Origin of the sequence: Paenibacillus sp. FSL E2-0178 (assembly GCF_038593005.1) — a bacterium.
Taxonomy (GTDB): Bacteria; Bacillota; Bacilli; order Paenibacillales; family Paenibacillaceae; genus Paenibacillus_AQ; species Paenibacillus_AQ phytohabitans.
The window spans coordinates 8247494-8260970 of record NZ_CP151953.1 but is presented as its reverse complement, the minus strand read 5'-3'; the positions used below and the strand labels follow the sequence as shown (position 1 = coordinate 8260970).

Here is a 13477-nt window from a genome sequence, read left to right as displayed (position 1 = left end):
TTTCATATTTTTATGAAATAAATTATCGAAATACTGCTTATACGATTTTATTTTAATGGGTAAATCAACTGTTAGTCAATTAGAATTTTTAATAAACCTAAATCTATTTATATTTATACTAATTAATTAAATAACACCACAAAAAAGCATGAAATGAATCACAAGGATCCAATTCATGCTCTTTCATACGTCAGACTACTCATAAAATAGATATTGAATGTACAAAGAAATCGCTTCTTTTGAAATGGTTGGGTGGTACCTCCATTTTACCAAAAAGGCGATTTCTTTTTTTGTGTTTGTTGAAAAAAGTGTTTTCGTATCCCGCTTAAACAGCAATTGGAACAACGGTCCGTTCGCAGAGCGTCCACCCAAGTGCCCACGTTGATGCTACTACAAAATAAAGAGCTGTCCCAAGAAATTGAAGATAATGTATAGCTAAGCGCACAGATCACTATATTCGATAAAACAGCAGGCTCCGAAGGAACCCGCTGCTTACATTCACTATTTTCACATAAAAACCGAATGGCCGCCCCGTCTCGGCTCCTTACTTCGCTTCCACAGCATGGCCGCCGAATTCATTACGCAGCGCAGCAACTACTTTGCCGGTGAAGGTGTCGGTCTCCAGCGACCGGTAGCGCATCAGCAGCGCCATGGCGATAACCGGCGTAGCCGCCTGCAGATCAAACGCGGTCTCCAGCGTCCATCTGCCTTCCCCGGAGGAATGCATGATTCCCTTGATCTCATCCAGCTTGGCATCCTTGGAGAAGGCGCGTTCGATCAGCTCCATCAGCCAGGAGCGGACGACCGAGCCGTTGTTCCAGACGCGGGCCACCTGCTCGAAGTCGAAGTCATAGCCGCTTTTCTCCAGCACCTCAAAGCCCTCGCCGATGGCAGCCATCATGCCGTATTCAATCCCGTTGTGAACCATCTTGAGGAAGTGCCCACTGCCGGATTTGCCCGCATACAGGTACCCGTTCTCGACCGCAGTATCACGGAAAACCGGCTCGACGACCGCCCACGCTTCCTCATCTCCGCCGATCATATAACAAGCGCCATTGCGTGCGCCTTCCATTCCTCCTGAGGTTCCGGCATCCATGAAATAAATCCCGTGGGCACTAAGCTCATCGTGACGGCGGATTGACTCCTTATAATGAGAATTCCCGGCTTCGATAATGATATCCCCCTCCGACAACAGCGGCGTCAGTTCTGAGATCACCGAGTCCACAAAGGTGTGCGGGACCATGATCCAGAGGATACGCGGGGATTCCAGCTTGCCTGTAAGCTCTGCCAGACTTCCCGCACCGGCAGCTCCTTTCGCTTCCAGCTCCTGCACCGCAGCGGCGTTCACATCATAAGCCACGACTTCATGCTCGTGCTCCAATAGATTCTGGCCGAGATTGAAGCCCATTTTGCCTAGTCCAATTAAACCGACTTTCATTGCAAATCCCTCCGAATGTTATAGATTAGATGATTATGCCGCTGCTCACGCACCAGGCCGGACGGCTTCCGGATTCAGCTCCTGTGTCTGGCGGACCACGGAATGCTCCACGGCCTCCGGTTCATCAAGCCACCAGTGATGCTCTCCAAGCAATTCATCGGCAGCCCGGGGTCCAAAGGAACCGGCTGGATACAGATGAAGCGGAAGCGTCCCTTCTGCTGTTGCTTCGATTATAGGCTGAACCCACTGCCAGGACAACTCAACTTCATCCCAATGGGCAAAGAAGGTGGCATCTCCGAGTAAAGCATCATAAATCAGGTTCTCATAGGCTTCCGGCAGGTCGGGATTGCCCGACTCATGCTTAATGCTGACCGGCTCGAGCTGTCCGTGCTGGCGCGGATTTTTGGTATTGAGCGTAAGGGAGATCCCTTCGTTCGGGCCAATATCAATCACCAGCAGGTTAGGGTCCAGGGCAAGCTTGCTTCTGTTCTTATTATGCAAATCATTAAACGGCTCTTTGAATTCTATAACAATCCGCGTCGATTTCTCCTTCATGCGTTTGCCGGTGCGGATATAGAAAGGTACATCCTTCCAAAGCGGGTCATCAATCCACAGCCGGGCAGCGATGTAAGTCTCATTCTGTGAAGAGGCTTCTATGCCGGGTTCAGCCGTATAAGCGGGAACCTGCTGCCCGCGCAGCTCACCTGCTGCATACTGGCCGCGCACCACATGCTGCGTCACTTCCTCACGGAGCAATGGCCGTACCGAACGGATCACATGGCGCTTCTTGCTGCGGACATCTTCCGGGGTACTGCCTTTGGGCAATTGCATGGCCATCATCATAAGCAGCTGCAGCATGTGGTTCTGGAACATATCGCGCAGCGCGCCAGCCTTGTCATAATACCCTGCCCGCTCTTCCACACCGACCGTTTCACTGGCTGTAATCTGTACACTCTCGATATACCGGTTCTGCCACAACGCCCGCAGCACAGGATTGGAGTATTTCAGCACCTCAAGGTTCTGCACCATCGGTTTGCCGAGGAAGTGGTCAATCCGGAAGATCTCTTCCTCCTTAAAAGCAGCGTTCAGGCTGTCATTAAGCACCCGTGCCGACTGCAGATCCCGTCCGAACGGTTTCTCGATAATCAGCCGCTTCCATCCCTTCGTGTCACCAAGTCCGCTGGCGTTAATGTTACGGGCAATCTCACCGAAGAATTCAGGACCGACGGATAGATAGAACATCCGGTTCTGCGGAAGTCCCAGCTCTTCCTCACGGCGCTGCACATGGCCCAGCAGCTTCACATAATCTTCGGGGCGTCCGACATCAAGCACGCTATATTCAAAAGCCAGCAGGAAATTCTGCAGCTCTGCTGAATCCTCAACCGAACGCCGCGAAAAGGTGCGCAGTGAATCCAGCACCTGATGCTGGAAGGTTTCATTCGACAGCTCTCTTCTGCCAAGGCCTATGACTGAGAGAGGACCAGAAAGCTTGCCATCCTTGAACAGGTTATATAGGGCGGGGTATATTTTGCGTTTGGCCAAATCCCCGGTTGCGCCAAATAGTACGAATGATGATGATTCCACTTTCATTCCTCCCGTAATTATCAAATGTTTATATGGTTACTTATTATTACTCACAAACTTTATAACACTCATCATACGACTGCAGAATCCATTCGTCAACCTCATTTCGACATTTACGAAAAGTACTTATTTTCACGCACTTTTCACTATGTTATAGTAAGGTGGATATTAATAATAACTATATAAGGTGGAATCCGCATGACACAGGAGCTTAAGCCCTTGCTCGCCAAAGTCGAGCATGTCCATCATATCATCGGCAAGAAGTGGGTGAATCTGATCATCCATGTGTTAATGGAGGGCACCAAACGGTTCAGTGAGCTGCACATGGTCATTCCCGATCTAAGCAAACGTATGCTCAACGAGCGCCTGAAGGAGCTTGAAGAATGCGGCCTGATCAGCCGCGAGGTCATTCCTGACCGTCCGGTACGGACGGAATATTCGCTCACTGCCAAGGGGCAGGAGCTGGGCACGGCGCTCCTGCCCGTCGAGGCATGGGCGATGAAATGGCTGTAATGCCGCTGATGCCGCTGCCCTGAACACGCTAAACAGCAGGCCTCCGGGAAGAAGACCTGCTGTTGTTAGCTTTTATAGTATAAATTAAGCCTCTCAGAATCAGGACACCAGTGTCTTCTCTCCGTCTGCTCCGCTGCCTGCCCGTACATACTTAGTGTTGAAATAGAGCAGTACGATATTGGATCCCAGCAGCGAGGCGGCCGCCAAGCACCAGATGAAGGCATACCCGAGATTCTTGGCCATGATTCCCAGGATCAGCGTAATCAGGAAACCGGCGAGTGATTTGAGCGCTGACAGTCCGGAGGAGAAGGTCGCCCGCTTGGCCCGGGGAATGAAATCCTGTATCCAGACACCTGAAGAAGACATATCCATCCCGAGCCCGAATTCAAACAGCACCAGACCGGCAATAAATACAGCCTTATGGGGAAACAATCCAACCAGCAGCAGTCCGAGTGCAGAGATTACAGTTCCGCAGACGATGATCCGGACGGCAGCAACCTCTTTTTTGGCCAGATAGGAGACCAGGAAGCTCGATACACTAATTACTCCCATGAACAGAATCAGCAGGAGCCCGAGCGCACTGACCGGAAAGTCCAGCTCATTCACCCCATATACCTGCCAGGACAACAGAAAGGCCAGCATCGCGGTATGTGTCAGGATGCTGCGCAGAAGGATAAACCGCATCTCTGTGCTGCGGGCGAAATCGGCCGAGCTGGCATAGATCTCCCGGAGGATGCTGCTCTGCGTTCTGCTTCCGTAGTTGTCGCTGAAGCTGAGCCAGGTATATACGCCGAGTCCTACCGCCAGCACGCCGGCAATGGCTACCGGAAGAACATAATGAATATTGCTGCTCACCGTACCCAGCAATGCGCCGACGATGGCAAACGCCGAGACAAACCCGCTAATGCGGGGCAGGGCAATTTTTTTATAATCCGGCATTCCCAGCTCTTCCAGCTGATCAATGTACCAGGCCTGGGGAGAATCCGAGATCATCGATACGCCCAGAGACATCACTATGGAGGCGAGAATGAATAAGGCGAGACCCTCAGCAGCGGCAAAAAACCAAAGTCCCGCTCCCCATACTATGAACCCGGCCGCCGTCATGCGCTTTCTCCCATAGATGTCGGACAGATTCCCGCTCGGGTAATCAAAGACGGCCATGGACAGTGAAGAAACGGCAAATACGATACTGATCTGAAAGGCATCCACGCCGCGCAAGCTCATCAAAATGATAAAAACCGCGCCATAGAGCTTATCAGCCACATTATACCCCGACAATATGACGCCCAGAAATACACTGTATTTCCGTTGAAGCTGATTGTTCTCCACTCTGCATCCCGCCTTTCGCCTCTCGCCGGTATTCCAGTCCGAGTTAATTACTCAGGATTATATTATATTTGTTTCCTTTTCAAAGTGAATTATTGTACAGCTGACGTCCTTCTCGTCCCGCTCCCAGGTCAACGGATTAGAACCATGAAGATACGATATCATTGATCGGCTTGTAGATGGCCATAATGAGCAGCAGCGGGCTTGGGACCTGAATCCGCAGCAATGTACATATCGTCGCCGCCAATCCGCCTATCCAGAGTACGCCGTAAACCATAAGATCACGCCGCTTAGACTTGCCCTTCAGTGAAGGCAAATCTGCTGCAATACAAATTGCGGCTATAATGACAAAAGACAGAACCAATAACATGTAGGCTCACTCCTTGATATCGTCAAGAAAAGAATTGTCTATCGTACCGATCCGGTTGATTGTCACACTGGCATCGTAATGAATAGGCAGCGTTTTGAGATAGCCTTCCTTGTTCTGCTCCAGCAGCTTGGCCCAAACTCGGGGGTGGGACCGGTAAATAGATTGGCCGAAGCCAAAAATATCAGCATTAAAGCGTTCTTTCATGTTCTCAACCGATTGCTTCATCCGGGCAACAATGCGCTCCTCCGTCTCCTCCTCCAGATATTTAATCTTGCTCTCCGTATCCAGCTTATCTGATCCCTCCACTTCCTCCACATTGCATACCGCCTCCACTTTCAGATAAATATGCGGTTCGCCGCCGATAATTTTCACTTTCCGTCTGGTTGTAGACGACAACCCCTCAACGATGACCAGGCTTCCGTTATCTTTGATGTGTCCAGTATTTTTAGTTACGCTATCAATGACATAATTGTAACCAACCGTTTCATTTTCATCCATCCAGCCGATCAGCTTATCCTTTTTGAATACGGCTACACTATCATAATGCAGTCTTGCTTTTGGTGAAGTCCGCTCAATATTGCCTTTCTCCCCGCCTGCCTCAGGATCTCCCTGCACCTCTACTCCGGTCAATACCGGATTCACCCCTTCATAGAGCAAATCCTCAATAAACTTATCAAGCGTGACCGCGACTGTCTTGGACGATATTTTGTAGGATTTGTCGAGGGCGTTGAATAATTTATTCGCGGGTAGCCTGTCCAGCGGGGTAAGCACCTTTAGAATATTCTCTGCAGTCGTATTCCGCGCCACCAGCATGTAGAAGTCCATACGCGGCTCGCGGCTTCTTTTGAGCACATCCAGCGTTTCACCGAGCCCTTCACGAGCCAGCTCTTCTCCGATAACGAGCACACGGATATGCCCCAGATAAGGCGAACGCGAACTGACCAGATTGAACTTGCGGAGCGATTCATAGATCGTCGGCACTGTAAAATTATAAGTAACAACGGGAACCCCGCCCGCCCCTGAACCCCCGGCCCCCTGTGAAGTAATCGAAGACGGAATGACGACCTGCATCGATACCTTGTAGCCCGACTCGGCTTTATCCAGCCCCAGAGCCAGCACAAAAGCCAGTTCATTTAACTCCTTCCGTTCCCAGCAGCCGCTGAGCAGCATGGGAAGCACCAATAGGGGAATGCATGTCGTCAAGACTTTCCTGATTCTTGTATACATATTAAGGTTCCTCACGTTTGGAAGTGTTCATCCGCTGCAGATTCTGCGTTTTATTCTCCTTCGGCCTTGTCTTCAGCAGCGGCCAGGGAAGCCTGAAGATGGAATCCTTAAGGTCTGCCGCCCTGAACGGGCCAATCGGACTCATGTAAGGAACGCCGAAGGAACGCAGACTGACCAGATGCAGCACCAGCAGGAACACTCCGCACAAGATTCCGTACAGCCCCATGAACCCGGCGAGCCCAATCAGGACAAACCGGATAATTCTCGCGGCAATGGCCATCCCTGCTTCAGGAATGACAAAGCTTGAGATCGCTGTGATCGACACAATGATAACCATGGCCGAGGAGATGAACCCTGCCGCAACCGCTGCTTGCCCGATGACTAGTGTACCGACGATAGAGACTGCCTGACCGACATTCTTGGGAATTCTCACCCCTGCTTCGCGCAGGATTTCATAGGTGAATTCCATCAGCAACGCCTCGATAAAAGCCGGAAACGGCACTGTTTCCCGCTGGGCCGCAAGACTGATTACCAGATTGGTCGGGATCATCTCCTGATGATAAGTTGTAATGGCTACATAGAACGCAGGCGCAAACAAGGTAACAAAGAAGGCCAGGAACCGTACGCACCGCAGCAATGTGGAGATATCCGCCCGCTGATAGTAATCTTCCGCCGACTGAAAAAACGATACAAAAATCGTAGGCGCCAGCAGTACAAAAGGGGTTCCGTCGACCAGGATCGCCACCTTCCCTTCCAGTATCCCTGCAGCAATTGTATCGGGACGGTCACTGTTATAGATCGTGGGAAAAGGGGTCACCGCCGTATCCTGAATGAACTCCTCGATATAGCCGCTCTCCAAAATACTATCCGTATCAATGCTATTCAGGCGGCGTTTAACCTCTTGTACCAGCTCTTCATTCGCAATATGGCTGAGATACATAATCGAGACACTCGTCTGGGTCACGCGGCCGATCTGGATCGTCTCAAGCCACAGCTGGCTGTCTTTGATTTTGCGGCGGATTAAAGCAGTGTTCGTTCTGAGATTCTCCGTGAAGCCTTCCATGGGTCCCCGGACCACAGACTGCGAGGTTGGCTCACTGACGCTGCGGTCTTCCCAGCCGGGCAGTCCGATCCGCAGCGCTGAAGCGCTCCCCTCCACCATGAGCATCACATTCCCGGATAACAAATCGTGAACGAAATTCTTATAGTCATGGATCACAGTAAGATCGCCGGCCATAAGCACGCGTTTTCTGAGCATCTCTATTTTGCCGTCAGGAACCAGTTCTTCCAGCAGACCGGAAACCCGGCCCTCCTGGAGCGAGTACAGAATTGAGTTATGCAGCAGCTGTGTATCTATCAGACCATCGATATAAAAAATAGCAAGCTCCGTACGTTCCCCCAGCTGCAGACGTTTCCGCACCAGATCTGAGCTCTGCCCAAGCAGCTTGTACAAGTGATCATCATTGTCTTCCAGTCGGCAGGATAACTCACCGTTAACCGCATCTTTCAATTTCGTTCCCCTCCACTTCCCTATCCATTCACTCTGTTGTAGTTTGGTAGCACCGCTTGATAATTATTCCTGAATCGTTGCCGGCGCTTGAAACACATAATTCTGGAAGGAGATGCCATACTAAGATGGTTTCCGGGAAGATATAACCTGCGGGCTATAGTAAGGTGTAAATGGAGGATAGACATGAGTATTGAAAAAGATCGGATCAGTACGGCGCAGTTGGTAATCCTCGGACTTTTCACTTTTATAGGGGATATGGCCCTGGTCTACCCGGCAGCCATGACTGCTGTAGCTCATCAGGATGCCTGGATTGCTGCCCTGATCAGCATTCCGCCGGGAATCGCATTGGTCTTCCTGTTCGTCACTGTTGCGAATATTAATCCGGACAAAAACATTATTGAACTCAGCCAGCAGATTCTGGGGAAGTGGATTGGCAGTGCGGTAGGCGTATATTATCTGTTCTTCTTCATCATCGCGGCCTCTACCTATGTCAGAGAGATCGAGGACTTCATGTGTACTCAGATCTATGAGGGAACTCCGGGCGGTGTCATCCGGTTCATGAGTATTGTTATACTTGTCTACGGGCTGCGTCTGGGCCTTGAGACGGTCGGCAGAGCGGCTCAGGTGTTTTTTCCGCTGTTCGCCTTATTCCTCGTTTGCCTGATGGTGCTCTTATTTCCGCAGGTCCAGCTGGAGCGAGTCCAGCCCATTCTGAATACGCCTTTTCCGGATATGCTGCATGCTGTTTTGTTCGGCGTGTTTTATCCGTTTGGGGAAATATGTGTATTTTTCATGGTCTATCCCTACACCCGCAAGAGCCGTAAGATCAACCGGGATATCTTCCTGGCCCTCATCCTTGGAGCGCTGGGTCTGAATCTGATACTGTTCCTCTCACTGACCGTTCTCGGCGCCTATTTCTCAGAGCATAATTTCTATGCAGCCTATATCCTGGCCCAGAAGATTAATATAGCCAACTTTCTGCAGCGTCTTGAAGCACTGATGGCCACGGCCTGGATTATCACAACCTATTTCAAAACAGCACTCTACTTCTATGCCTTCGTTCTCGGAACCGCCCAGCTATTCAAATTAAAAAGCCACCGGCCGCTGATCTTCCCTGTGGCCTTCCTGATCTACGGACTCTCCCAGCTTATCGCCAAGAACATAATATTCTATGTAAAAGAGATCCCGGACTACTGGGTAGACTGGGATCTCACGCTTTCGCTCGTACTGCCGCTGATTATGCTGATTGTATATAAAGTGAGACAGCGTACGGCTGCTTCTTAAGCTGTATAGCTATAGGCTATGCCCGCCTGAGAAGTCCAGGCCTGTATACTCGAAGTAGTCAAAATACGCCGCCTTCGCCTGCTGGTCCAGATCCTGGGCGCAGATCCCGGCATAAGAGCCGGTGAAGCCCAGCTTGCCGCCATGCTCATCCGAGAGGGTGCCGAAGTCAAGCGGCGTACACATCGCCGTCCAGCCCTCCCCATCCGGTGAAGCGTAGAACATAATATCTCTGCCGCTAATCTCTGCCTTCAAATAGTAACACTCCCAGTCCTTCACCGAAATCTGCATGGAGGATATTTCCCCATATTTGCCGGCCTGACACATTACGACGCCTAAAGCTACCCCTCTGAGTTCATCCGCCGTTACACGCAGATAATAGTAATCCTTGTCATCATAGTAGAGCACCAGTCCGGCCATCTGCATGAAGCTGTCCGGCTTGAATTCCAGGCAGGTAGTTACGGTGCAGGCAAAATGCTGAATCGGCCTCCCGATCAGACTCTGGTCAAACAGCGACGCCAGGGATTCCCGGCCGCGCAGCCGCAAGAAGCCGGGACGCTCCCGGAGGCTCACCCACGATTCATCGAACGGCACGCGCAGACTCTGGTAAGGATAACCCAGCACAGGGCCGTCAAAATCATCGCGCTCCGGCAAGGCATCAAACGGGTGCGGGGGAAGCTCCGGCGCTTCGGTCCGCAGGGCCGGCAGCTTCCCGCCATGCGCCAGGCGCAGCCAGCCGTCTTCTGTCCAGACGCAGCGCTGGATAGCCGTCTCCCGGCCCAGCGGATTCAGCTTGCCCGTTCCCGGGATCGGGCGGGTGCACAGATGAGCCATATACCATTCCCCGGATTGCGTCTCCACCAGTGAGCCGTGCCCTGCCTGCTGGAAGGCATAGGTCAGATCATGAGCCGTAGTCATGACCGGGTAATCCGGATCGGTCTCATAAGGTCCGGTTAGGCTGCGGCTGCGGGCCATCGTGACCATATGATTCACTCCGGTGCCCCCTTCAGCAACCAGCAGATAATAGTAATCTCCGCGCTTGTACAATTGCGGGCCTTCCGTTACCCCTGTTGGAGTCCCTTTGTATATTTCATGAATAGGGCCGGTCAGCCTGCCGCCCTCAGGGTCATACTCCTGCATCACGATGCCGGAGAAATTGCTGTGATTCTGCCGGAAATCCCAGCGCATATTCAGCAGCCACTTGCGCCCGTCACTGTCATGAAACAGGAATGGGTCGAACCCGCTGCCGTTCAGCCGCACCGGCGGGCTCCAGGGCCCTGCAAGACTGGTAGCCGTAATCAGGTAGTTATGCAGATCCTTATACACACTGGAGCGGGACTTCACATCCGTAAACAGCAGGTAATACAAGCCGCTGTCATAGGATAATGCCGGCGCCCAGATGGAGCCGGAGCTTCCGTTGCCGCGCAGGTCCACCTGAGACGTCTCGGTCAGCACACGGGTAAGCGTATGCCAGTGCACCAGGTCACGGGAATGATGAATCTCTACACCGGGGAACCATTCGAAGGTTGAGGTTGCGATATAATAATCATCGCCCACCCTGAGGAAAGACGGATCGGGATGAAAGCCGGTCAGCACCGGATTGACAATGGTTGGAGCCATAAATGTTACCCCCTGGTTAATGTAAGTTACAGGTTGGACTGTACCGATTGGAGTCTTTAGAAGAATCCCCGTTTTTATTGTAGCGCCCGGGAGAACAGAAAGTTATAATGGGTTATAATAAAATGTTTGTATTTTGTCATGTTGGAGGCGTCAGCAAAGCGTTATGAAACAGCTATTCGAACCTGTTCTGTTTGCGAACCGGCAGTCTCTGATCTGGGACTACCGCATCTATACCGACGATCATTACAAGGGCTATTACCACTGGCATCAATGCTGTGAAATCATGTTCGTGCACGGCGGACAGGGCAGCATTGTGGTCAATCAGCAGATGTATGATATCCGGCCGGGCATGCTGTTTTTTTTCCAGCCGTATCAGCTGCACCGGATCTATTCTGAAGTTTCACCTGAGTGTCCATTCGTACGCACGATCTTCTATCTAGACCCCCATATTGCCGAGAATCTGCTGCAGGGCTTCAGCAAGCGCAAAGCGGTCTTCTCTGCTCTCTGGCAGGGGAGCAACCCGTATTGCGGCTTTGATCTCGGAGACCGGATCGAAACCATAGAATGGTTCTACCAGAATTACAATGAGTTAAGGGTGAAATCGTCTGAGGAAGACCCTGAGGATATCTCGATGCTGCTCCTGCAGCTGCTCAGCTGTCTCGGAACAGGCGAGCAATCGCTGATCCATACCCGAGAACGCCGGAATCTCCGCTATTCGGAGCAGATCATGAACTGGATTGAGGCTCACTATCAGGAGGAGGTTAATCTGGATCAGCTTGCGGAGGAGACTCATCTGTCGAAATCCTATGTCTCGCGGATCTTCCATCAGGAGACAGGCGGCCGGCTGGTTGACTATCTCACCGCCCGGCGGCTCAAGCAGGCCTGCCGGCTGCTCGGAACGACCGATATGCCTGTGGAGCAGATCGGCATCGCCGTCGGATTTCCGAACGCCTCTTATTTCAACCAGCTGTTCAAGCGGGTGCTGGGAACCACTCCGCTGAAATACCGGAAGGGGAACATGTAGATAAATGACAATATAACGATATTTCTTCATATCAAAGTGCAACTTTATATAATCATAGGACGCTATACTGAGGCCATATTCTAATTAATGGAGGCATCAGTGATGAGTACAGCATATTGGCAGGAAGTTATGAACCGGCTGGATACGAAGGTTACGCGGATGATAGAGCAGATCGGCGGAAAATGTCCGCATTTTGCCGGAGAAGACGGTAAGTTCGATGATATCGCCTCCGACTGGTGGACGACCGGCTTCTGGCCGGGGATGCTCTGGATTATGCATGATATGACCGGTAAGGACCACTATAAGGATGCAGCCTGGCACTGGGATGAGACGCTGGAGCAATGGTTCGTTAAGCCGACCGTGGAGCTGCATCATGATGTTGGTTTTCAGTTTCTGTCTACTGCCGTAATCAAGAACGTTCTGACCGGGGACGAGGATGGCCTGCGCCGGGGCCTTGAGGCCGCTAACTTCCTGGCGGCACGCTATAATCCGGTTGGCAGGTTCATCCGCGCCTGGAATGAGGACAAACACGGCTGGGTGATCATCGACTGCATGCTGAACATCTCCCTGCTGTTCTGGGCAAGCAAGGTAACTGGCGATCCGCGCTATAGACATATTGCGGTCAGCCACGCGGAAACTGCGATGCAGTATGGTGTGCGTGAGGATGGATCGACCAAGCATATCCTCTCCTTCGATGCCGAGACTGGTGAATATATCGAGAATTTCGGGGGCCAGGGCTATTCCGCAGAATCCTGCTGGAGCCGGGGGGCTGCCTGGGGACTGTACGGATTCATTAATACTTACCGCCACACCGGGGATGAACGTTTCCTGAATACTGCGAAGCGGATTGCCCACTATTTCATCTCCGCCCTTCCGGAGGATCACGTACCATACTGGGACTTCCGCCTGGCAGACGACAAGAGGATGTTCAGAGACAGCTCTGCCGCATCGATCGCGGCATCAGGCTTACTGGAGCTGGCTGACATCGTGCCGCTTGGCGAGAAAAGCCTATACGCCAATGCCGCAGAGCGGATTCTGCGTTCACTGACCGAGAACTATGCCACCTGGGACCAGCCGGAGCATGAAGCGATTCTGCTGCATGGTACAGGCAGCGGCGACTCCTTCATCGATGTATCGCTGATCTACGGCGACTATTACTACGTCGAAGCCGTCGCCAAGCTGAACGGCTGGAAGCACCGTATTTTCTAGTCTGCGTATTGGATAACAACAAACAGCGGGCCCCCGCATACTGGGGGACCCGCTGTTTGTTGTTTAAACTTATGCTGTTTAAGAGCATTCAATTGTTACACCATCACGATTCGATTCCGGTGCGAATTCCTGCACTGAATACAACATTTTCTTCATTTTATTACCCCACATCCAATAATGTTGTATAAATTACATCATTCATCTTCTTCCAGGCAGCTTTGCAGGAAAATTCCTGTATTTCATACAACAATCCTCCCGAACGCACCGGTATTTAGGGTTCAAAGCTGTAATTCGTACAACATTATTACCTTAGCAGGTGAATTAACGCTAACCGTTCGCGGCTGAGCGAAAGCCCTGACAGCCACACATACGAAA

Annotated in this window: 11 protein-coding genes; 4 read left to right on the top strand and 7 right to left on the bottom strand. The window is 51.5% G+C overall.

What is annotated here, in order from left to right; genetic code table 11:
• Positions 1-544: 544 nt before the first annotated feature.
• A complete protein-coding gene (gene gnd, locus MHI42_RS35735) occupies positions 545-1438 on the bottom strand; it encodes a phosphogluconate dehydrogenase (NAD(+)-dependent, decarboxylating) (RefSeq protein ID WP_336101752.1) in 894 nt (297 codons plus the stop codon).
• Positions 1439-1483: 45 nt separating this feature from the next.
• A complete protein-coding gene (gene zwf, locus MHI42_RS35730; protein WP_342422241.1) occupies positions 1484-3022 on the bottom strand; it encodes a glucose-6-phosphate dehydrogenase in 1539 nt (512 codons plus the stop codon).
• A 198-nt stretch (positions 3023-3220) separates the two neighbouring features.
• Here zwf and MHI42_RS35725 point away from each other — a divergent pair, with 198 nt between their 5' ends.
• The gene (locus MHI42_RS35725; RefSeq protein WP_342422240.1) at positions 3221-3535 is read left to right on the top strand and encodes a helix-turn-helix domain-containing protein; all 315 of its coding nucleotides are present in this window, start codon (positions 3221-3223) and stop codon (positions 3533-3535) included.
• Between the two features lie 99 nt (positions 3536-3634).
• Here MHI42_RS35725 and MHI42_RS35720 read toward each other — a convergent pair whose 3' ends face one another.
• The 4 genes from MHI42_RS35720 to MHI42_RS35705 form a co-directional block, all read right to left on the bottom strand.
• Positions 3635-4864 carry an MFS transporter gene (locus MHI42_RS35720; RefSeq protein WP_342422239.1) on the bottom strand — a complete coding sequence of 410 codons (1230 nt, stop codon included), beginning with the start codon at positions 4862-4864 and terminating at the stop codon, positions 3635-3637.
• Between the two features lie 136 nt (positions 4865-5000).
• Positions 5001-5231, bottom strand: coding sequence for a hypothetical protein (locus tag MHI42_RS35715; protein ID WP_342422238.1), 231 nt, complete (start codon positions 5229-5231; stop codon positions 5001-5003).
• Positions 5232-5237: 6 nt separating this feature from the next.
• Complete coding sequence (locus MHI42_RS35710; protein WP_342422237.1) at positions 5238-6434, bottom strand: Ger(x)C family spore germination protein; 1197 nt, start codon at positions 6432-6434, stop codon at positions 5238-5240.
• A gap of 25 nt (positions 6435-6459) precedes the next feature.
• Positions 6460-7968 carry a spore germination protein gene (locus MHI42_RS35705; protein ID WP_342422236.1) on the bottom strand — a complete coding sequence of 503 codons (1509 nt, stop codon included), beginning with the start codon at positions 7966-7968 and terminating at the stop codon, positions 6460-6462.
• A 183-nt stretch (positions 7969-8151) separates the two neighbouring features.
• Between MHI42_RS35705 and MHI42_RS35700 the strand changes: the two genes are divergently transcribed.
• A complete protein-coding gene (locus MHI42_RS35700) occupies positions 8152-9252 on the top strand; it encodes an endospore germination permease (RefSeq protein ID WP_342422235.1) in 1101 nt (366 codons plus the stop codon).
• 9 nt (positions 9253-9261) lie between these two features.
• On the opposite strand, the gene MHI42_RS35695 is transcribed toward MHI42_RS35700, so the two are convergent.
• Positions 9262-10869, bottom strand: coding sequence for a glycoside hydrolase family 43 protein (locus MHI42_RS35695; protein WP_342422234.1), 1608 nt, complete (start codon positions 10867-10869; stop codon positions 9262-9264).
• 163 nt (positions 10870-11032) lie between these two features.
• Here MHI42_RS35695 and MHI42_RS35690 point away from each other — a divergent pair, with 163 nt between their 5' ends.
• Both MHI42_RS35690 and MHI42_RS35685 read left to right on the top strand, forming a co-directional pair.
• Positions 11033-11893 carry an AraC family transcriptional regulator gene (locus tag MHI42_RS35690; protein WP_342422233.1) on the top strand — a complete coding sequence of 287 codons (861 nt, stop codon included), beginning with the start codon at positions 11033-11035 and terminating at the stop codon, positions 11891-11893.
• Positions 11894-11995: 102 nt separating this feature from the next.
• The gene (locus MHI42_RS35685) at positions 11996-13102 is read left to right on the top strand and encodes a glycoside hydrolase family 88 protein (RefSeq protein ID WP_342422232.1); all 1107 of its coding nucleotides are present in this window, start codon (positions 11996-11998) and stop codon (positions 13100-13102) included.
• The last annotated feature ends 375 nt before the right edge of the window (positions 13103-13477 follow it).